Origin of the sequence: Azospirillum agricola, assembly GCF_020005195.1 — a bacterium.
Classification (GTDB): Bacteria; Pseudomonadota; Alphaproteobacteria; order Azospirillales; family Azospirillaceae; genus Azospirillum; species Azospirillum agricola.
On record NZ_JAIFZR010000008.1, the window covers coordinates 353,812 to 374,968 of the forward strand.

Genomic DNA, 21,157 nt, shown 5'->3' on the forward strand with positions numbered 1-21,157 from the left:
GTCACGCCGGACACATGTTCTCCTATCGTTCCGCCGTGCGGTCCGTCAACCGGGAATGTTCGGCCAACCGGGAATGCTCGGCGCGTATCGCGCAGGGAATGGAAATGGTTCCGACACGGGGCGGGGCGAACCGCTCACGCCGCGAGGGCGCCGGACGGGATCAATCTTCCGGTCCGGGGCTGCGATCGGTCACCGACGGGGTGGGACGGGACACGACATAGACGCCCACCGCCACCAGGACCAGACCGACGCCGCCGAGCACCGCGAAGCCGGGTGACGACAGGGCCAGGATTCCGAAACCGGACGCCATTCCGGCAATGGCCATGAGCTTGGCCTTGAACGGAATCGCACCCCGGTCCTGCCAGTCGCGGACGGCTCGTCCGAACCGGGGATCGTTGCGCATGCGGTCACGCAACTCCGGATTCCCGCGGGCGTAGGCCCAGGCCGCCACGAGAAGGAACGGCACGGTGGGCAACAGCGGCAGAAACGCACCGGCCGTGGCCAGGCCGACCGCTCCGTGGCCGACCAGCAGCCATGCCAGCCGCCGCTTGCGTCCCACATCTTTTCTTCCGTCTGCCACCCGGCTCCCCGCCCGCTGTCGACGTCCTCCGGAGTCCTAGCACGCCTTTCCATCACGGTCCCAGTGTCTTGACAAGCCCGGTGCCGCCTGTCCGGGAAGGCGGAGGCCGCAAGCCCTGCCCGGCGGAAAAAAGAAACGGGCGGCCGGAGAGCCGGCCGCCCGAGTGGAGGGAGAAAACGCGACAGGGAACCTGCCTCGTCCCTCATCCTCTCCCGAACCCCATCCTGAGTCTTGTCGGGTTCCGCCCTGTTCGGGACAACCCTGATCGGCGTCCAGGCGGCGTAGGGCGTGGCGTGGGTGGCAGCGCGGGCGGATTTCGCCCATCCGGCCAGCCCGCTCAATCGTAATGCTGGAAATTGCCTTGGCTGGTGCAGGCCTTCCAATAGGCGACGACCGAACAGGCGTCCGCGGGCAGGCGGAGCGTCTGGCGGACGTGGGAACGGATGCGCTGCGCGGCCCTGTGCTCGGTTCCGGTCCAGACCGCCGTCCCGCCGGTTCCCGCCGGGGTGGCCGCCAGAACCGCGTCGGCCAGGGGAGACGAGCCCGTCCGGGGGCCGCCATGCCCGTGGAACCATGTGATGGCGGCGGTCGCCGGCGAGGGCAGCTCCTGCCGCTCGGCGTCGTCGGGCACCTCGATGAACACCTCCGCCGTGGCCGTCCCCGGCAACGCCTCGAGAAGGTGGGCGATGGCCGGCAGGGCGGTGTGGTCGCCGGCCACCACATAGCGGTTGGCCGGCTTCATCGGGATCCCGCCCGTCGCCGTCAGGCCGGCCCGTTCGCCCGGCTTGGCGCGGGCCGCCCAATTCGAGGCCACCCCGCCGCCGTGCAGCACGAAATTCACCTCCAGCGTGCCGGCGGCGGCGTCGAAGCGCCGCACCGAATAGATGCGCAGCGGCGAGGATGCCGAGCCGTCCTGCGACGGGACGACGATTCCGACATGCGGGGCGAGGACGCCGGGCTTCAGCGTGAAGCCTTCCAGCGCCGGGCCGCCAAAGACGATGCGGCGCGTGCGGGGCGTCGGGCTGGAGACGGCGATCACCTCCGCCCAGCGCAGATCGTGAGGCGGCGTGCTGGCCAAGACGAAGGCTCCCTGCTTCGGTGCGTGCCTGACCGGCATCCTAGATGGTAATGCGACTTGTTCGCAACAATCCCTTGTCCTATAGGTGGGTGGGCCGAAGGAAGGATTCCGGGGGTCACCCGATCCGGCGGCTGGGAAGTCGATCCATGCTGTTCCATCCCAGAATGCAAAGCAGCACGGAGGGGATCACCATCCTTGGCGACCTCCAGTGGCGCGCCTGGAACGGCATGATCGCCGATGTCTGGAACGTCGCCTGCGATCGGGATGCCCGCGGCGAGTATGTGTCGGAGGCGCCGCGTCTGGTGGTGGTTCTCGATCAGGTGGGCGAGGGCGGCCTGCACCTGATGGCGGCGCCCGGCCGCGATGGTGGCCGGCTGGGCCGGCGCGAGCCGTTGAGCTATGTGCCGGCCGGCTTGCGGGTGTGGTCGCGCACCGAGAACATCCGCCGCCTCACCCATCTGGACCTGCATTTCGACATGACCGTGCTGGGAAGCCGCTTCATGGAGGGGATGGACCTCCAGGGGCTGGACCGGCCCCGGCTGACCTTCGCCGACGACCGGCTTCTGTCGTTGGCGCGCCTGATCGCGGCGGAATGCAACGCCTCCGGCAACCTGCACGACCTCTATGGCGAGAGCCTGATGGCCGCGCTGTTCGTCGGGCTCCTCCAGACCGAGCCGAGGATCGACCGCCGCAAGGCGCAGCTGCCGCCGCGCCAGCTGCGGCGGGTGATCGACTACATCGAGGAGCATTGCAGCCGTCCCATCCGGTTGCATGAGCTGGCCGAGCTGACCGGCCTGTCCACCACCTATTTCTGCTGCGCCTTCAAGGAATCGACCGGCGTGCCGCCTCACAAGTGGCAGATGCGGGCGCGGGTCGAGCGGGCGAAGGCGCTGCTCACCGGCTCCGCTCCGGGCATGACGCTGGCAGCGGCGGCGGCGGCGGCCGGTTTTTCCGACCAGGCGCACCTGACCCGCGTGTTCCGGCGGATTGTCGGCACGACTCCGGCCGCATGGCTGCGCGACGGCGGCGCCTGAGCCCGGATCACCGGGAAATTCACGGGGCGCGACGAATGTCGGAAGATCGTCCAACCCAGCCAAAGACGGTTCAATCCGGCCTTCCATGCGTATGCTAATCACTCGCAACAAGGTTCCACGTTCGGACGGGCTGGTCGTCCGGAGCGGTTCCACCGGTGGTGCATACAGTCCGAGGCCGATTGCGATGGTTCCTGTTTCGAATAAGCGACTGATCCGTCTTCTCTTGAACGGCACGGCGCTCGCCGCCCTGCTGCTGCCGGTGGCCGTCCACGCGCAGAGCGCGCCTGCCTACGCGCAGAGCGCGCCGGTCCAGACGCAGAGCGCGCCGGCCAGCGGGCCGGCCGTCCTCGGCCCGGTGACGGTGCAGGGCAGCCGGGCCGCCGAATCGGCGACCGGCCCGGTCAAGGGCTATGTGCCCGGCCGCTCGGCGACCGGCTCGAAGACCGACACCCCGCTGGAGGAGATCCCGCAGTCGGTGTCGGTGGTCGGCCGCGAGGAGATGGACGACCGCGGCGCTCAGAAGGTCGACGAGGCGCTGCGCTACACCCCCGGCGTCTTCAGCCAGCCCTTCGGTCCGGACAGCGACACCAACTGGGTCTTCATCCGCGGCTTCCAGGCGACGCAGTCGGGCATCTACCAGGACGGGCTGCAACTCTACAGCTACGGCTTCGGCGGCCAGTTCGTCGACAGCTACAATCTGGAGCGGATCGAGGTGCTGCGCGGCGCCTCCTCGGTGCTCTACGGCGGCAGCAACCCCGGCGGCCTGCTGAACTACGTCACCAAGCGGCCCGGCGGCGCCCCGCTGCACACTGTCGAGGCCGGCATCGACGAGCATGGCAACGCCCATCTCGGGATCGACTACAGCGACAGCATCGACCCGACGCTGAGCTACCGGCTGACCGGCCGCATCGCCGGTGGCGACACCCACACCGACTTCGCCGACGGCTTCCGCGGCACCATCTCGCCCAGCGTCAAGTGGTCGCCGAACGACCGCAACACGCTGACGGTGATGACCAACTACACCGACATCGACGAGACGCACAACGGCGGCGCCTTCCTGCCCTATTTCGGCACGGTGGAGAACGCGAGCTTCGGCCGCATCGACCGCACCCGCAACTTCACCGAGCCGGGGATCGACACCTACCGCCGCAAGCAGGCGTCCATCGGCTACGAGTTCGAGCACCGCTTCGACAACGACCTGACCTTCCGCCAGAACGCCCGCTACGGCTGGAGCCGGGTCCACGAGGTCTCGGTCTATCCCTACGGCTACAACGCCTTCTCAGCCCTGCCGACCGATCCGAACAACCTGCTGTCGCGCATCAATTTCGAGCACACGACCGAGGTCAACTCCCTCCTGATCGACAACCAGCTCGAAGGCCGATTCCAGACCGGGCCGGTCGCGCACACCCTCCTGGGCGGGATCGACTACAAGTACTTCAACATGAGCCAGGTGCAGGCGTCCGGCTCGGCGACGCCGATCAGCGCCACCAACCCGGTCTACGGCGCGGCGCAGGGCCAGCGCTTCGCCTACATCGACCAGGACCTGACGATGAATCAGGTCGGCTTCTACCTGCAGGACCAGATGCGCTTCGGCCAGGGCGTGCTGCTGACGCTGAGCGGCCGCTACGACCGCGCTTCGACCGACGCCGACGGGCTGCCGTCCTACGAGGGCACCAAGGGCAAGCTGAGCGGCCGCGCCGGGCTGGCCTACGAGTTCGCCAACGGCCTGACCCCCTACGCCAGCGTCTCGACCTTCTTCAACCCGGTGCTGGGCACCTCGCCGGTCGTCGGCGTCTTCAAGCCGGAGAGCGGCCACCAGTACGAGGCCGGCGTCAAGTACCGGCCGACCTGGATGGACGCCCTCTTCACCGCGGCCCTCTTCGACCTGACGCGCACCAATGTGGTGACCGGCGCCTTCAACGCCGAGACCCAGCTCGGCGAGGTCAACTCGCGTGGCGTCGAGGTCGAGGCGAAGGCCAACATCACCCCCAGCCTGAAGGCGACCGCCTCCTTCACCGCACTGGATCTCGACATCAAGAAGGACGCGAACCCGGCCCTGATCGGCAAGACGCCCTACATCGTGCCGCAGATCCAGGGCGCGGCCTTCCTCGACTACACCTTCCGCGACAACGTCCTGGACGGCTTCGGCATCGGCGGCGGCGTGCGCTACGTCGGCTCGTCCTGGGCCGACAACGAGAACACGCTGAAGGTGCCCGCCGCGACCGTCTTCGACGCCCGCGTCGGCTACCGGAAGGAGAACTGGGGCGTGAACCTGTCGGTCACCAACCTGTTCGACAAGGCGTATGTCGCAAGCTGCCAGACTCAGTTCTCCTGCGGCTACGCCGAGGGGCGCACCGCCCTGTTGAACGTCAACCTGTCCTGGTAGGTTGAGCGGAGGCAAGCGTCACCGGACCCGCAAACTCCTCCCGGTGGATTTTAGGAAAGCCGATGAGCAGCCCAGCCCAGACCCCGCCTCTGTACGACCTCGACTCCGTCGGTTTCTCCGTCGGCGGCCGGTCGATCCTGTCGGGTCTGTCGCTGCGGCTGGAGCAGGGGCGCGTCTACGGGCTGGTCGGCCCGAACGGCTCGGGCAAGAGCACGCTGATCCGCATGCTGGCCCGCCAGCAGCCGGCGAGCGCCGGCCGCATCCGCTGCCTGGGATCGGACATCGCCCGCATCGGCGACCGCGACTTCGCGCGCTCCGTCGCCTACATGCCGCAATTCACCCCGCCGGCCGAGGGCATGACGGTGCGCGAGCTGGTGGCGCTCGGCCGCTTCCCCTGGCACGGCGCGCTCGGCCGCTTCGGGGCGGAGGACGCCGCCAAGGTGGCGGAGGCCATCGCCGAGACCCGCCTCGACTCCATGGCCGGCCGGCTGGTCGACAGCCTGTCGGGCGGCGAGCGCCAGCGCGTCTGGCTGGCGATGATGCTGGCGCAGGACACCCGCTGCCTGCTGCTCGACGAGCCGACCTCGGCGCTCGACATCGCCGCCCAGGTCGAGATGCTGGGGCTGGTGCGCCGGCTGAGCCGCGCGCGCGGCATCGGCGCCGTCATCGTGCTGCACGACATCAACATGGCCGCCCGCGTCTGCGACGAGATCCTGGCGATGCGCGGCGGCGCGCTGGTCGCGCAAGGCCCCCCCGACGTCATCATGACCGGCGAGACGCTGGGCGCGATCTACCGTCTCGCCATGGGCGTCCTGCCGCACCCCGCCACCGGCGAGCCGATCGGGTATGTGCTGTGAGGCGGCCGTTGGAGCTGTCGCGCCGCCGCGCGCTGGGCCTCGCCGCCGGGCTGGCCCTGCTGCCCCGGCCCGGCCTCGCCGCCCGCCCGACCATCGCGCGCCGGGTCGCCGTCATCGACTGGGCGGTGCTGGAGACGGTGCTGGCGCTGGGGGTGGAGCCGGTCGCCGCGACCGAGCTGCTCCAGTTCCGCAAGGTCGCCGTCGAGCCCGAGGTGCCAGTCCCGGTCATCGACCTCGGCCTGCGCGGAACGCCGAACTACGAGGCGCTGAACCTCGCCGAGCCGGACCTCATCCTCACCTCCAACTATTACGAGGGCCAGCGGGCCAGCCTGGAGCGGGTCGCGGAGGTCCTCTCCCTGTCGATCTATGTTCCGGGCGTGCCGCCCTATCCGGCCGCCGCCGAGGCGGCGACCACCCTCGGCCGGCGGCTCGGCCGGGAGGCGCAGGCCCGCGCGTTCGTCGCGACGGCGGCGGCGGAGATCGCCCGTCTGCGCGATTCCCTGAGGGGCACCCTCAGCCGCCCGGTGCTGGCGATCAATTTCGGCGACGCCCGCCATGTCCGGGCCTTCGGCACCGACAGCATGTTCGGCGAGGTGCTGCGCCGGTTGGGGATCGAGAACGCCTGGAAGGCGGATTCCAGCTACAGCGCGGCGGCCCCCGTGGGCATCGAGGCCCTGGCCCGCCTGCCCGACGCCGCCGTCATCGTGGTGCCGCCGGTTCCGGCCGACGCCCTGCGGACACTGGCCGACAGCGCCCTGTGGCAGGCCCTGCCGATGGTGCGGGAGAAGCGGGTGAGCGTGATCGAACCGGTCAACCATTTCGGCGGACTTCCCGCCGCCCTGCGCTTCGCCCGCCTCGTCTCGGCCGCCCTGCTCCAACAGGAGGGCGGCCGGCATGGCTGAGCGCACGATGACCGGGATGCCGATGAACCGGATCCTGCTGTGGGGCGTCCTGGCGTTGCTCGCCGCCTGTCTGTCCACTTTCCAGGTCGCCGGGCATGTCTCCCCGTCGGCGCTGCCGGCGCCGCTCGACGCCATCATCCTCACCCACAGCGTGCTGCCGCGCATCGCGGTGGCGCTGGTCGGCGGCGCCGCGCTGGGTCTGTCGGGGCTGCTGCTCCAGCGCGTGCTGCGCAACCCGCTGGCCGAACCCTCGACGCTCGGCGTGCCGGCCGGCGCCCAGCTCGCCATGACGCTGGCGATGCTCCACGCGCCGGCCCTGATGGATGGCGCGCGCGAGGGCGTGGCGCTGGCCGGCGGGCTGGCGGTGGTCGGGCTGATCCTGAGCATGACGTGGCGGCGCGGGCTGGAGCCGGTCGCCGTCGTGCTGGCCGGCATGATGGTGTCGCTGACCGCGACGATGGCCAGCGCGGCGCTGATCCTCGCCAACGGCGACTATCTCTTCTCCATCTTCATCTGGGGCGGCGGAGCGCTGGCGCAGCAGAGCTGGGAGCCGACCCTGACCATCGCCCTGCGGCTGCTTCTCGGCGTCGGCGCCGCCGTCCTGCTGTCGCGCCCCCTTTCCATCCTCGGGCTCGACGATTCCAGCGCGCGCAGCCTTGGCGTCGCCCTCAACGCGACGCGCTTCGCCATCATCGGCGTCGCGGTCTGGCTGGCGGCCAGCGTGACGGCGGAGGTCGGCGTGATCGGCTTCGTCGGGCTGGCCGCCCCGGCGCTGGCGCATCTCAGCGGCGCGCGGACGCAAGCGCAGAAGCTGGTCGCCGCCCCGCTGATCGGCGCGCTGCTGCTCTGGCTCACCGACGGGCTGGTGCAGCTGCTGGCCGGACTCGACGGCGAGCGGGTGCCGACCGGCGCCGCCACCGCCCTGCTGGGTGGGCCGCTGCTGCTCTGGCTGCTCCCGCGCCTGCGCATGTTCGAATGGCCGTCGCTCGACAGCCGGCCGGCGCGTTCGCGCCGGAGCCGGCGCCCGTGGCTGCTGATCGGCCTGTTCGCCCTGCTTGGCGCCGTCGCCGCGGCGTCGGCACTCACCGTCGGCTATGGGCCGGACGGCTGGACCGTCTCCACCGGCTCGCTTCTCGACCGGCTGCTCGGCTGGCGTGGCCCGCGCGTGGCGGTGGCGGCGGCGGCCGGCGCCATGCTGGCGGCGGCCGGGATGCTGTTGCAGCGCGTCACCGCCAACCCGTTGGCCAGCCCGGAAATCCTCGGCGTCGGCACCGGGGCGGGCGTCGGGCTGACCGCCGCCCTGTTCCTGTTCGCGGCGCCCGGAATCGGTATCCAGATCGCCGCCTCGGCGGCCGGGGCGGTGCTGGTGCTCGCCGCCATGCTGACCCTGTCGCTGCGCGCCGGCTTCGGGCCGGAGCGGCTGCTGCTGGCCGGCATCGCCATGAGCGCCCTGTGCAGCGCCGTGCTGACCGCCGTCATCGCCACCGGCACCCCGCAGGCCTTCGCGCTGCTGCGCTGGCTGAGCGGTTCCACCAACGACGCCACCCCGGCCGACGGCTGGTTCTGCGCCGGGGCGGCGGTCCTTCTGCTCGCCGGCCTGCCCCTGGCGTCGAAATGGCTGGAGATCCTGCCGCTGGGTACGGTGACGGCGCGGTCGGTCGGGCTGCCGGTGCGGCGCTGCCGCATCCTGCTTGTGCTGCTTGCCGGCCTGCTGACGGCGGCGGCGGCGCTGTTCGTCGGGCCCTTGAGCTTCGTCGGACTGATCGCTCCGCACCTCGCCCGTCTGGTCGGTCTTGGCCGGCCGCTGGAGCAGGGGAGCGGCGCCGTCCTGATCGGCGCCAGCCTGATGGTGGTGTCGGACTGGCTGGCGCGGACCGTCGCGTTCCCGTATCAATTGCCGCTCGGGCTGTTCGCGGCGCTGCTCGCCGGCCCCTATCTGATCTGGTTGCTTGGCCGCCCGGACGCGCGCGCCGGCTAGCCCATCTTTGTTCCCGTCCCGACGTTCCGGAATGAGAAGAGCCATGCTCCGCCGTTTCTTCGCCTACTACCGTCCCTACAAGGGCCTGCTGCTGCTCGACATCGGCTGCGCCATCCTGTCGGGCCTGCTTGAGCTGGGCTTCCCGATGGCCGTGCGGGCCTTCGTGGACAAGCTGCTGCCGACCCAGGACTGGGCGCTGATCGTCGCCGCCACGGCCGCCCTGCTGGCGGTCTACATGGCGAATGGCGGGCTGATGGCCATCGTGACCTATTGGGGCCACAAGCTCGGCGTCAACATCGAGACGGAGATGCGGCGCAAGAGCTTCGATCATCTCCAGAAGCTCTCCTTCAGCTTCTACGACAACAACAAGACCGGCCACCTCGTCGGCCGCGTCACCCGCGATCTCGACGAGATCGGCGAGGTCGCGCATCACGGGCCGGAAGACCTGCTGATCGCGATCATGACCTTCGTCGGCGCCTTCTCGCTGATGGCGGTGGTGCATCTGCCGCTGGCGCTGATCACCGCGGCCATCGTGCCGGTGATCGCCTGGCTGACCAGCCGCTACGGCGGGCGGATGACGCGCAACTGGCAGTCGCTCTATTCCCGCGTCGGCGACTTCAACGTCCGCATCGAGGAGAATGTCGGCGGCATGCGCGTCGTCCAGGCCTTCACCAACGAGGAGCACGAGCGCAAGCTGTTCGCCGAGGACAACGACCGCTACCGCCGGACCAAGCTCGACGCTTACAAGATCATGGCCGCCTCGACGACGCTCAGCTACATGAGCATGCGGCTGATCCTGATCGTCGTCATGCTGACGGGCGCGCATTTCGTGCTGGTGGGCGAGATGACCCAGGGCGGCTTCTTCGCCTTCCTGCTGCTGGTCAACACCTTCTTCCGGCCGATCGAGAAGATCAACGCGGTCATCGAGACCTACCCGCGCGGCATCGCCGGCTTCCGCCGCTACACGGCGCTGCTCGACACCCAGCCGGACATCGGGGATGGGCCGGACGCCGTTCCGGCCCCGGCGCTGAAGGGCGACATCCGCTACAGCGGCGTGTCCTTCGGCTACGACGCGGCGCGCCCCGTCCTCAAGGACATCGACCTGACCATCAAGGCCGGCTCGACCGTCGCCTTCGTCGGCCCGTCGGGCGCCGGCAAGACGACGATCTGCTCGCTGCTGCCGCGCTTCTACGAGGTGACGGGCGGCAACATCACGGTCGACGGCATCGACATCCGCGCCATGACGCTGGCCTCGCTGCGCCGGCAGATCGGCATCGTCCAGCAGGACGTCTTCCTGTTCGGCGGATCGATCCGCGAGAACATCGCCTATGGCCGGCTCGGCGCGTCGGACGCGGAGATCCTGGAGGCGGCGCGCCGCGCCCATCTCGACGGGCTGATCGCCTCGCTGCCGGAAGGTCTGGACACCATCATCGGCGAGCGCGGCGTGAAGCTGTCGGGCGGCCAGAAGCAGCGCCTGACCATCGCGCGGATGTTCCTGAAGAACCCGCCGATCCTGATCCTCGACGAGGCGACCTCGGCGCTCGACACCCAGACCGAGCGGGAGATCCAGAAGTCGCTGATGGAGCTGGCGGAGGGGCGGACGACCCTGGTCATCGCCCACCGGCTGGCGACCATCCGCAACGCCGACGAGGTGTATGTCGTCGGCACCGAGGGCGGCCTCCAGCGGATCACTCACGAGGAACTCGCCAGGCGCGGCTGAGCTCCCGGTGGCGAGGCCGCAGGCGGCAAGCTCCGGCATGTCGCTTACGCTGACCGACGGACCGGCTCCGCTCTTGGATCCGGGAGACGGTGAAGGGGGCGACGTGATGATCGCGCTGGCCGACCAGGGAATGAGCATGCTATGCGTGACCCACGAGATGGGCTTCGCGCGCGAGGTCGCCGACCGGGTCGTGTGCATGGACCGGGGGCGGGGCGTCGAGGACGACACGCCGGATCCCTTCCTCGCCAATCCCGCAAGCGTGCGGGAGTTCCTGGAGCGGGTGATCCACAATCATGCCTGACGGGCCTTGTCGGCCGGAAGCGTCCCGGTCGGCCGAACCGGCGCGGATGGGCCGGAGGATGGGACGGGAGGGCGGCTTTCTGCTCCTTTCCTCCCTCCTGTTCTGTTGCAGCGACGTCTTCATCAAGCTGCTGACGCAGGAGATGCCGCTCGGCGAGTTCATGGTGCTGCGCGCCCTGGCCTGCATCGTCTTTTTCCTGGCGGTCATGCCACGGACGGAACGGAGCGGCGTGCTGCGGCACGCCGGCAACCGTTTCGTCCTGATGCGCAGCCTGTTCGAGGCGGGGTCGGTGACCTGCTTCATCCTGGCGCTTCAGGCCCTGCCCACCGCCACCGTGTCGTCGATCTACATGACGGGGCCGGTCTTCACGGTCTGCATCGCGGCGGCGCTCGGCATGACGCGGCTCAACTGGCGGCTGGCAACCAGCGTCGCCATCGCCTTCGCCGGCGTCCTGCTGGTGGCGCTGCCGCGCGAGGCCGGCTTGACCGAGGCCGTCGCCCTCGCTTTCGTCTCGGCGATCCTCGTCGCCGGGCGCGACCTCGTCACCCGCGGGATGCCCGCGGGCATTCCGTCGATGACCGTCGCCCTGGTGACCATGGTCGGCGTCGGGTTGGCCGGGGCGATGCTCGGCCCGTGGGGGGCGCCATGGATGATCATCGGACCGGGTGTCGCGGGGATGCTGCTGCTCGGGGCGATGTTCACGGCCGGCGGCAATTATCTGATCATCGTAGCCTACCGGACCGGCGATCCGGGGCTCATGTCGGTGCTGCGCTATGCCTCGATCCCCATGGCGATGGTGGTGGGAGGAATTGTGTTCGGGCATGTCCCCTATCCGTTGCAGTTCCTGGGGGCAGGCATGGTGATCCTCGGGGGCTCGATCGCGATGGGGCGTGGGCGTTCCAGGAGCTGAGCCGGGGTACCGGTCACGTTCTACTCGGAAGCGGGGGCGCGGGCGGAATTCCCTGACACAGCCGCGCTTCGAGAACCTGGAGCACCCGGCGCCAAGCGAAGCTTTCCCATGAAAAAGCCCCGGCCGGAGGGGCCGGCCGGGGCACTGCGGGAGGGTTTGGCGGGAGGGAGCGGGGATTGCTCAGCGCTGCTGGAGGAGGGCGCGCTGCCCGGCGAAATTGCCGATGCCGGCCGACAGGTTCTGGACGTTGCCGAGGTTGCCGCCGGGGATCGGGCCGCGGCTGCCGAACTGCTGGACCAGCGCGCTCTGCGAGGCGCGGTTGCCGATGCCGGCCGCCGTGTTGCCGACGATGGCGGTGTTGGAGCCGCCGCCGAGCACGGGCGCGCCGAGGACGCGGCCGGGGCCGCCCTGCATCACGGTGGCGCCCTGGCGGGCGACGTTGCCGATGCCGGCGGCCATGTTGCTGACGTCGGCCGTGTTGGCGGTGCCGAGGATCGAGCCGCCGGTCGCCTGCCGGGTCATCGCCGACTGAAGCGCCACGTTGCCGACGCCGGCCGCGGTGTTGGAGATTGAGCTGACATTCTGGGCGAAGGCCGGTGCGGACAGCAGGGCGGCGGTGGCGAAGCCGGCGAACAGGGCGGTGCGGATCATGGCGCGTCTTCCTTCATGGCGGGGAGGAGGGAGGTGAGGCCGGCGGTGGCTGGCCGTCCTGGCCGTCTGCCCTGTCACCGTCTCGATGACTGGACACTACCCCCGCCCCGGATCCGCCGCTGTGAGCCGCGCCACAAGCCGGCGCAGAACGCTCAGCCGCGCCGCGCCGCCTCGATCGCGGCGACATCGATTCTCCTCATGCCCATCATGGCTTCGAACGCTCGCTTCGCTTCCCCGCCTCCGGCCGCCATCGCCTCCGTCAGCACGCGCGGTGTGATCTGCCAGGAAATGCCCCATCTGTCCTTGCACCAGCCGCAGGCGCTTTCCTGGCCGCCATTGCCGACGATGGCGTTCCAGTAGCGATCGGTCTCTTCCTGATCGTCGGTGGCGATCTGGAACGAGAAGGCTTCGTTGTGCTTGAACGTGGGGCCACCGTTGAGGCCGAGGCAGGCGACGCCGGCCACGGTGAACTCGACCGTCAGCACGTCGCCCGCCTTGCCGGAGGGGTAGTCGCCGGGGGCTCGGTGAACGGCACCCACCGTGCTGTCGGGAAAGGTTTCGGCGTAGAAGCGGGCCGCGGCCTCGGCGTCCCTGTCGTACCAAAGGCAGATCGTGTTCTTTGCCATGACGTGTCCTTTCGTTGAATCCGGCATCCGGCCCTGGGTTCCACACGCTGCCTTCTGAGTTGGGGCGTCGGGTGTGTTTCTCCACCCCCGGACTCCCTGCTCTGCCCAGAAGGGGAGGCGCGGACGCGGCCGGCGGGCGGGCGGAGAAGCATTTTAAAAATAATCGGTGATGCGAACATATTCGCTTCCATGGCCCCGGCCATGCCCGCCGATCGGCTACCGATTGGGTCGGGCTTGAAGAGCAAAGCCGGGAGTTGAGCCCAGAAATTTGGCGATGGTTCAAAAAGCCCATTGTTAGGGCACTGACACAGCGCTATCATATTTCGGTTACTTCAATCGCATAACGATTAAAACTGCTCAGGCGAGGAGATCGAGCGTGGACTTGGTCGCTGAACTGGCGGGTTTGATCGGCGCCGACGCCGTTCTGACCGCGCCCACCGATCTGGAAGCCGTGACGGAGGATTGGCGCGGGCGGTATCGCGGCGCCGCACTCTGCCTCGCGCGTCCGGCCAACACCGAGGAGGTGGCGGCGGTCGTCCGGTCCTGCGCCCGGCATGGGGTTCCGGTGCTGCCGCAGGGCGGCAACACCAGCCTGTGCGGCGGTGCCGTGCCTTCGGCCGAGGGGCCGGCCCCGGTCATCCTGAGTTTGGCGCGACTGCGCAAGGTCCGTGCGATCGACCCGGTCAACAACACCATCGAGGTCGAGGCCGGCTGCGTCCTCGCCACGGTGCAGGAGGCCGCCGCCGCCGCCGGACGCCTCTATCCGGTGAGCCTGGGCGCGGAAGGCTCCTGCCAGATCGGCGGGACGATCGCGACCAACGCCGGCGGCACCTCGGTCCTGCGCTACGGCAACACGCGCGACAACGTGCTGGGGCTGGAGGTCGTGCTGCCCGACGGCACCATCTGGTCGGGGCTGTACGGCCTGCGCAAGAACAACACCGGATACGACCTGAAGCATCTCTTCATCGGTTCGGAAGGCACGCTTGGCGTCGTCACCGCGGCGGTGCTGAAGCTGCACCCGCTGCCGACCCGCCACGCCAACGCCTGGGTCGGGCTGTCCTCGCCCGAGGCGGCGCTGGAGCTGCTGACCATGGTGCAGGAAAGCTCCGGCGCCAGCCTGACCGCCTTCGAGCTGATCAACCAGCTCCAGCTCGATCTGGTGGTCGAGCATGTCCCCAACCGCCGCAGCCCGATCGGCGAGCCGGCCGACTGGCACGTGCTGATCGAGCTGGCCGGCAACGGGGCGCCGGGCGTCCTCGACGCCGAGTTGCAGGCCATCCTGGAGCGCGCCTTCGAGAAGGGGCTGTTGGTCGACGCGGCGCTCGCCGCCAGCGAGGCCCAGCGCGTCGCCATGTGGGACGTCCGCCACAGCGTGTCGGAGGCCAACAAGAAGGGCGGCGTCGGGCTGACCACCGACTGCGCCGTGCCGCTCTCCGCCGTGCCGGCCTTCATTGAGAGCGCGACGGCGGCGGTGCGCCGGCTGGTGCCGGACCTGCCGATGGTCGTCGTCGCCCACATCGGCGACGGCAACGTCCATTTCATCCCCTTCTTCACCTTCGAGGCTTGGCGGCAGGTCGCCGACACCGAGGCGCTGGCCGCCGCCATCCGTCACGCGGTGAACGACGAGGCCGCGCGTCTCAAGGGCACCTTCAGCGCCGAGCATGGCATCGGCCGCACCCTGGTGCCGGAGATGGCCCGCTACAAGCCGCCCGCCGAACTGACGCTGATGCGCGCGATCAAGCAGGCGATCGACCCGCAGAACCTGTTCAACCCCGGCCGGCTGCTGCCGCCGGCCTGACACCGCCGGCCTGACACCTCCGGGTGGGGCCGTGCGAGCGGCCGCTTCGACGCCGTGTCTTTGTCCGCCTTCCGTCCTTTGCCATCCGCTGAAATCAGACCCCACGCTGACTTTCCACGAGGAGTTCCGTCATGAGCATGAGCAAACCCGGCTGGTCCCGCCGCTCCCTCCTGAAGACCGGCGCCGCCGGCGCCGCGGCGCTGGCGATGCCGGCGATCTGGAGCCCGGCCCGTGCGCAGAACAAGCGGATCGTCGTCCGCGACGACGGCGGCATCTACACGCAGGCCTACAGCGCCATCTACTACAAGCCCTTCTTCGAGGCGACCGGCATCGAGGTGGTCGGGGTCCAGGCCAACGCCGAGCCGACCGCCCAGATCCGCTCGATGGTCGAGGCCAAGTCCTACACCTGGGACATGGCCAAGATCAGCCGCCCGGCCATCCTCATGCTGACCAGCGGCGACAAGCCGCTGCTGGAGAAGCATGGGCTGGAGAACGACCCGGTCGTCGCCAGCATTCCGAAGGAATACATGTCGGAGTACGGCGTCGGCACGAACGTCTACACCACCGTTCTGGCCTACCGCACCGACGCCTTCAAGGGCCGCAAGGCGCCGGCCTCCTGGAAGGACTTCTTCGACGTCGCCAACTTCTCCGGCCGCCGCGCGCTGCGCAAGCACCCGTTCGACACCATCGAGCAGGCGCTGATGGGCGACGGCGTGCCGACCGGCGAGGTCTATCCCTGCAACCTCGACCGCGCCTTCGCCACCCTCGACCGCCTCAAGAAGGATGTGTCGGTCTTCTGGACCAGCGGCGCGCAGGTCGAGCAGATGCTGGGCTCGGGCGAGGTCGACATGATCCCGACCTGGGTTTCCCGCGCCCAGGCGGCGGTCGCCGCCGGCGCCCCGGTCGGCATCGTCTGGGATCAGAACATCTGGGGCCTGGACAGCTGGTCGATCCTGGCCGGCACGCCGAACGCCGACGCCTGCCGCCAGTTCATCAAGTTCGCCTCCGACCCCAAGCGCCAGGCGGCCCTGGTGAAGTACTTCCCGGCCGGCGTCACCCAGCCGGAGGCCTTCAAGCACATCGACGCCAAGCTGGCCCCCGACTGCCCGACCTTCCCGGAGAACATCAAGCGCGGCCTGCCGATCGACGCCAAGTACTGGCTCGACAACCAACAGGCGGTCCTGGAGCGCTACAACGCCTGGCTGCTGAGCTGAACGGACAGCCTCCGTTTGTTGGGCGATTGTCTGAAAATATGAAAAGCCCTTCTTCCCCCGCGGAAGAAGGGTTGGGATGAGGGGTATCCGCCGAAGGCGGAAGGATTTTTGCTTTGCCCCCTCGCCCCAACCCCTCTCCCTCAGGGAGATGGGGCTTCAGGCGATCGCTGCGGGCAGCCCCCGACCGCCTTTTCCCTCTCCCCTCGCCACGAGGCTACCATGTCTTCTTCCAGCCTTACGGTCCAAGGCCTTGCCAAGCGCTATGGCGATTTCGTCGCGCTCGCTCCCACCGATCTCATCGTCCCGGAGGGCGAGTTCCTGACTCTCCTCGGGCCGTCGGGCTCGGGCAAGACGACGCTTCTCAGCCTGCTGGCCGGACTGGTGCAGCCCGACGAGGGGAGCGTGCGCATCGGCGCGCAGGACGTCACCTACAGCCCGCCCTACGAGCGCGACATCGGTGTGGTGTTCCAGAACTACGCGCTGTTCCCGCACATGACGATCGAGGAGAACATCGCGTTCCCCTTGAAGATGCGCAAGGTGGGCGCCGAGGAGGCGAGGAAGCGCGCCCGCGAGGCGCTGGAGATGGTGCATCTGCCGCATGTCGCCGGCCGCTACCCGAAGGAGCTGTCGGGCGGCCAGCAGCAGCGCATCGCGCTGGCCCGCTGCATGGTCTACCGCCCATCGATCATCCTGATGGACGAGCCGCTGGGCGCGCTCGACAAGAAGCTGCGCGAGCACATGCAGCTCGAGATCAAGCGGCTGCACCGCGAGACCGGCACGACCGTCGTCTACGTCACCCACGACCAGGAAGAGGCGATGACGATGTCCGATCGCATCTGCCTGATGAACGCCGGCCGCATCGAGCAGCTCGGCACCCCGGCCGACCTGTATTTCCGTCCCAAGTCGCTGTTCGTCGCCGATTTCCTCGGTGAATCCAACATCCTGCCGGCCGACGCGCGCGGCCGGATCGGCGACGAGATGGAGGTCCATCTGGGCGGTCAGCGGGTTCCCGGCCGGGCGCTCGCCAACGGCCACGACCTGCCGCAGGGCAGCTCGGTGCACGTCATGGTGCGCCCGCAGAACGTCGCCGTCGCCCGCGCCCAGGAGGGTGCCGAGGGCGCCGGCGTGCGCGGCCGCGTGTCGGACGTGATGGTCACCGGCAGCCTGACCAAGATCTACATGGAGCCGCTCGACGGCGCGCTGCCGTCGCTGGTCGCCGCCTTCCCGACCCGCAACGACGGCGAGGCCTACCGCATCGACGACGTGCTGAGCCTGTCCTGGAGCGGCCGCGACGCCGTGGTGATCGCGCAGGGCGATACGAAACCCGCCGCCAAACCCGTGGCGGCCTGACATGAGCAGCGAAACCATGTCCGTCCAGGCAACCGCATCGCCCCGCCCGCGGCGGGCCGCCCCCTCGCTGTGGCGCAAGCAGGCGGCGATGGGCGCGCCGCTGGTCTTCCTGCTGCTCGCCTTCCTCGTCTACCCGGTGGGTCAGCTCCTGACGCTCAGCGTCTACAACGGGCAGGGCTTCACGCTGGCGCCCTACCAGCAGCTCTTCAAGTCCGCGCTGTACGTCAACGTGCTGTGGATCACGATGAAGATCTCGCTGGCGACGACGCTGTTCGCGGTCGTTGGCGCCTACCCGATCGCCTACTTGATCTCGGTTGCCAAGGGACCGGCGAAGAGCCGGCTGATCTTCTGGGTGCTGCTGGCCTTCTGGACCAGCTTCCTGGTGCGCGCCTTCGCCTGGGTGGTCATCCTCGGGCGCAACGGCGTGGTCAACCATCTGCTGCTGTCGCTGGGCATCATCGACCGCCCGGCCGACCTGCTCTACAGCTTCGGCGCCGTGCTGGTCGGCATGGTCCACGCCATGCTGCCGCTCGCCGTCATGACGATGCTGGCGGTGATGGAGAACATCGACCGCACCCTGCCGCGCGCCGCCACCACGCTGGGTGCCCGTCCCGGCACCGCCTTCTGGACGGTCTATTTCCCGCTGTCGGTGCCCGGCGTCGCCGCGGCGGCCATCATGGTCTTCGTCTCGGCCATCGGCTTCTTCATCGTGCCCGCCCTGCTGGGCGGCCGGCGCGAGACGATGATCACCCAGCTCATCATCGACCAGGTGCAGCAGACGCTGAACTGGGGGCTGGCGGGCGCCATCTCGGTGCTGCTGCTGGCGGTGGTTCTGGCCGTCTTCCTGATCTACGATCGCGTCTTCGGCTTCGCCAGCCTGACCGGCGAGAGCGCCGCCGCCGCGCGCAACCGCGACACCGCCGCCCGCCGGCTGGGTGCCCGCGTGCTGGCCCTGTTCGGTGCCGCGAGCGACGCGCTGCTGGCGCTGATGCCGCGCCGCCGCCGTGGCGGGAACGGGGATGGCGCGCCCCCGCGCGCGCTGGTCGTCTTCGTCTGGACGCTGCTGGTGCTGGTCAGCCTGCCGGCCTTCCTGATGATCCCGCTGTCCTTCGGCAAGGGCGGGCTGACCTGGCCGCCGTCGGGCTTCACCACCCAGTGGTACGAGCAGATGCTGCAATCGCCGATCTGGATGCAGGCGCTGTGGCGCTCGCTGGTGGTGGCGCTCGGCACCGGCCTGCTGTCGATGCTGATCGGCGTGCCGACGGCCTTCCTGATGGTGCGCGGCCAGATGCGCGGCAAGGGTGCGATGCTCGCCTTCATCCTGTCGCCCATCGTGGTCCCGCGCATGATCATCGCGGTCGGCATGTTCTACGTCTTCGCCCAGCTGGGGCTGGTCGGCACGGTGATCGGCCTCGTGATCGGCCACACGGTGGTCGCCGTCCCCTATGTGGTGATGACGATGATGGCGGTGCTGCGCAACTACGACACCCGGCTCGATCTGGCGGCGCAGAGCCTCGGCGCGCGGCCGGTGGCGGCGCTGCGGCACGTCACCTTCCCGATCCTCGGCGCCGGCATGCTGTCCGCCTTCCTGTTCGCCTTCGCGACCTCCTTCGACGAGCTGACCATCTCGCTCTTCTCGTCGGGCGGCCTCAGCGCGACGCTGCCCAAGCAGTTCTGGGACGAGGTGACGCTCCAGGTGTCGCCGGTGATCGCCGCCGTCTCCACCTGCCTGCTGATCTTCATCGCGGCGCTGATCTACGCGGCCGACCGGCTGCGCCGCCGCAGCGTCGCCCGCTGACCCCGCCCACCCGCAACGCTTTACCGTTCTTTCGAACACCCAAGGAATTGACATGCTTGACGCTACCAAGCTCCGCGGCATCCTGCCCGCCACCCCGACGCCGGTGACGGCCGACGGCACCATCGACGTGGCGGCGTCCAAGGCGCTGTTCTCCTGGCTGACCGCGCAGGGGGTGGACGGCACCGTTCCCCTCGGCGGCACCGGCGAATATGGGGCGCTGGCGCGCAAGGAGCGCATCCGCTTCGCCGGGCTGACGGTGGAGCACATGGCCGTGCAGGGGCCGGTGATCGCCGGCGTGCTCGACACCGGCTACCACGACGCCCTGGCCGCCGGCCGCGAGTTCGCCGCCGCCGGCGTGGATGGGCTGCTGGTGCTGACCCCCTACTACACCAACCCGACCCAGGCCGGCATCCGCGACTATTTCCTGCGCTACGCCGACGAATCGCCGGTGCCGATCCTGATCTACGAGATCCCCTACCGCACCCGCATCGCCATCGATCCGGAGGTTCTGCACGAGCTGTCCCGTCATGAGCGGATCGTCGGCATGAAGGCGTGCAACACCGACATGTACCATTTCCTGCGGGTGGTGGCCGGCGTCGACCCCTCCTTCGCGGTGCTGAGCGGCGAGGACACGCTGTTCCCGCTGCACGTCGCGGCGGGCGCCAAGGGCGGCATCGTGGTGACGGCCAACCTGCTGCCGCGCGCCTGGCGCCTGGTCTACGACCTTGCCTCCACCGGCCGGGTGAGCGAGGCGTTGGACGTCCACCGCTCGCTGATTCCGATGATGAACCTCGCCTTCGCCGAGACCAACCCGGGCCCGATGAAGGCGGTGATGGATCTGATCGGTGTGAACGCCCCGGCGATGCTCGCTCCGCTGGTCGAGCCGCGCGACGAGATCCGGCAGGCGCTGCGCGCGGAGCTGTCGCGTCTGCTGGTCGCCTACGAAGGCGTGGCGTCGCGTCTGGCCTCCTGATGGCGGCCCGTTGAGGGTGGCATCATGAACCCATGGCATCCGGTCTGGCTTTTGGCCGGCCGGATGCTATGACCAGGACGGGACACGCATCCCCGCCGGCCTTCGGGTGGTCCGGCGACGATGAGGAGAAGGGACGATGCCGAAGCTGAGCAAAGCGACGACCGCGCCGGAGGTGACGGAGGCGCCCGCCAAGGCGGATCCGCGCGACTCCTCCCTGTTCGTCGGTTCGGCGGAGAAGACCTTCCAGATCCTCCACGCCTTCGACGGGCCGCACCGGCAGATGCCGCTGTCGGACATCGCCAAGACGGCCGGCCTCGACCGCAGCGCCGCCCAGCGGATGGTCTACACGCTGGAGGTGCTCGGCTACCTGCGCCGCGTCCACGGCACGCGCAACTACGCGCTGACGCCGAAGATCCTGCAATTCTCCTACAATTACCTGCGCGCCAACGACGTGATCGAGAAGGCGTCGCCCTATCTGCTGGAGATCAGCCGCAGCGTCGGCGAGACCGCCAACCTCCAGGAGCTGGACGGCCACGAGATTGTCTTCGTCGCCCGCTTCCCCGGCCGGCATCTGGTGAACATCGACATCATGGTGGGCAGCCGCCTGCCGGCCTATTTCACCGCTTCGGGCACCGCCATCCTGTCGCGCCTCTCGATGGACGAACGCGAGGAGATCCTGTCCCGCACCGTCCTGCGGCCGCAGACGCCCTACACCGTCTATGATCCCGGCCGGCTGCGCGAGCGCGTGCAGGAGGCGGCCGAGAAGGGCTACGCCATCATCACCAACGAGACGGTGATGGGCGACATCTCCGTCGCCGCCGCCATCACCGACGAGCACGGACGCGCGGTGGCCGGCCTGAACATCTCGGTGCCGACGACCCGCTGGACCCCGGAGCGGGCCGAGCAGGAGCTGGCGCAGCATGTCCAGGTGGCGGCGACCTCCATTTCCATCAACAAGTTCGGCGGCTATCAGAGATAGGCCGCCGGACGATCCATGAGGT

Annotated in this window: 18 protein-coding genes; 14 read left to right on the forward strand and 4 right to left on the reverse strand. The window is 69.4% G+C overall.

Annotated features, from left to right (window positions below; genetic code table 11):
• Positions 1-160: 160 nt before the first annotated feature.
• Positions 161-559, reverse strand: a complete 399-nt coding sequence (locus JN22_RS33960; protein WP_223678035.1) for a YbaN family protein — start codon at positions 557-559, stop codon at positions 161-163.
• 358 nt (positions 560-917) lie between these two features.
• Positions 918-1,658 carry a siderophore-interacting protein gene (locus JN22_RS33965; protein ID WP_223678036.1) on the reverse strand — a complete coding sequence of 247 codons (741 nt, stop codon included), beginning with the start codon at positions 1,656-1,658 and terminating at the stop codon, positions 918-920.
• 146 nt (positions 1,659-1,804) lie between these two features.
• Between JN22_RS33965 and JN22_RS33970 the strand changes: the two genes are divergently transcribed.
• The 8 genes from JN22_RS33970 (at position 1,805) to JN22_RS34005 (ending at position 11,746) form a co-directional block, all read left to right on the forward strand.
• Entirely contained in the window at positions 1,805-2,692 is an 888-nt protein-coding gene (locus JN22_RS33970) for a helix-turn-helix domain-containing protein (RefSeq protein WP_143269044.1), read from the forward strand.
• A gap of 223 nt (positions 2,693-2,915) precedes the next feature.
• Positions 2,916-5,078 (forward strand): TonB-dependent siderophore receptor, encoded by a 2,163-nt coding sequence (locus JN22_RS33975; RefSeq protein ID WP_223678037.1) that lies wholly within the window; start codon positions 2,916-2,918, stop codon positions 5,076-5,078.
• 62 nt (positions 5,079-5,140) lie between these two features.
• Positions 5,141-5,935 (forward strand): ATP-binding cassette domain-containing protein, encoded by a 795-nt coding sequence (locus JN22_RS33980; protein WP_085558294.1) that lies wholly within the window; start codon positions 5,141-5,143, stop codon positions 5,933-5,935.
• Positions 5,932-6,837 carry an ABC transporter substrate-binding protein gene (locus JN22_RS33985; RefSeq protein ID WP_143269045.1) on the forward strand — a complete coding sequence of 302 codons (906 nt, stop codon included), beginning with the start codon at positions 5,932-5,934 and terminating at the stop codon, positions 6,835-6,837. The genes JN22_RS33980 and JN22_RS33985 overlap by 4 nt, the downstream gene beginning before the upstream one ends.
• The gene (fhuB, locus tag JN22_RS33990; RefSeq protein WP_085558296.1) at positions 6,830-8,815 is read left to right on the forward strand and encodes a Fe(3+)-hydroxamate ABC transporter permease FhuB; all 1,986 of its coding nucleotides are present in this window, start codon (positions 6,830-6,832) and stop codon (positions 8,813-8,815) included. Before JN22_RS33985 ends, fhuB begins: the two co-directional genes overlap by 8 nt.
• 43 nt (positions 8,816-8,858) lie before the next feature.
• A complete protein-coding gene (locus tag JN22_RS33995) occupies positions 8,859-10,535 on the forward strand; it encodes an ABC transporter ATP-binding protein (protein ID WP_085558297.1) in 1,677 nt (558 codons plus the stop codon).
• 37 nt (positions 10,536-10,572) lie between these two features.
• Positions 10,573-10,836, forward strand: a complete 264-nt coding sequence (locus JN22_RS34000) for an ATP-binding cassette domain-containing protein (RefSeq protein ID WP_085558298.1) — start codon at positions 10,573-10,575, stop codon at positions 10,834-10,836.
• A gap of 58 nt (positions 10,837-10,894) precedes the next feature.
• Positions 10,895-11,746: a DMT family transporter gene (locus tag JN22_RS34005; RefSeq protein ID WP_179166354.1), complete on the forward strand. Its 852-nt coding sequence runs from the start codon at positions 10,895-10,897 to the stop codon at positions 11,744-11,746.
• A gap of 180 nt (positions 11,747-11,926) precedes the next feature.
• Here JN22_RS34005 and JN22_RS34010 read toward each other — a convergent pair whose 3' ends face one another.
• Together JN22_RS34010 and JN22_RS34015 are read right to left on the reverse strand one after the other, a co-directional pair.
• The gene (locus JN22_RS34010) at positions 11,927-12,397 is read right to left on the reverse strand and encodes a hypothetical protein (protein WP_085558300.1); all 471 of its coding nucleotides are present in this window, start codon (positions 12,395-12,397) and stop codon (positions 11,927-11,929) included.
• 152 nt (positions 12,398-12,549) lie between these two features.
• Complete coding sequence (locus JN22_RS34015; RefSeq protein ID WP_085558301.1) at positions 12,550-13,023, reverse strand: VOC family protein; 474 nt, start codon at positions 13,021-13,023, stop codon at positions 12,550-12,552.
• 376 nt (positions 13,024-13,399) lie between these two features.
• On the opposite strand from JN22_RS34015, the gene JN22_RS34020 reads away from it, so the two are divergent.
• The 6 genes from JN22_RS34020 to JN22_RS34045 all read left to right on the forward strand — a co-directional run bounded on the left by JN22_RS34020 (position 13,400) and on the right by JN22_RS34045 (position 21,135).
• The gene (locus JN22_RS34020; protein ID WP_085558302.1) at positions 13,400-14,821 is read left to right on the forward strand and encodes an FAD-binding oxidoreductase; all 1,422 of its coding nucleotides are present in this window, start codon (positions 13,400-13,402) and stop codon (positions 14,819-14,821) included.
• Positions 14,822-14,952: 131 nt separating this feature from the next.
• Complete coding sequence (locus tag JN22_RS34025; RefSeq protein ID WP_085558303.1) at positions 14,953-16,035, forward strand: ABC transporter substrate-binding protein; 1,083 nt, start codon at positions 14,953-14,955, stop codon at positions 16,033-16,035.
• A 219-nt stretch (positions 16,036-16,254) separates the two neighbouring features.
• Complete coding sequence (locus tag JN22_RS34030) at positions 16,255-17,385, forward strand: ABC transporter ATP-binding protein (RefSeq protein ID WP_085558304.1); 1,131 nt, start codon at positions 16,255-16,257, stop codon at positions 17,383-17,385.
• A 16-nt stretch (positions 17,386-17,401) separates the two neighbouring features.
• The gene (locus tag JN22_RS34035) at positions 17,402-19,183 is read left to right on the forward strand and encodes an ABC transporter permease subunit (protein WP_143269065.1); all 1,782 of its coding nucleotides are present in this window, start codon (positions 17,402-17,404) and stop codon (positions 19,181-19,183) included.
• Positions 19,184-19,235: 52 nt separating this feature from the next.
• The gene (gene dapA / locus JN22_RS34040) at positions 19,236-20,156 is read left to right on the forward strand and encodes a 4-hydroxy-tetrahydrodipicolinate synthase (protein WP_085558306.1); all 921 of its coding nucleotides are present in this window, start codon (positions 19,236-19,238) and stop codon (positions 20,154-20,156) included.
• A gap of 136 nt (positions 20,157-20,292) precedes the next feature.
• On the forward strand, positions 20,293-21,135 hold the full coding sequence (locus JN22_RS34045) for an IclR family transcriptional regulator (protein ID WP_085558307.1): 843 nt from the start codon (positions 20,293-20,295) through the stop codon (positions 21,133-21,135).
• Positions 21,136-21,157 lie beyond the last annotated feature (22 nt).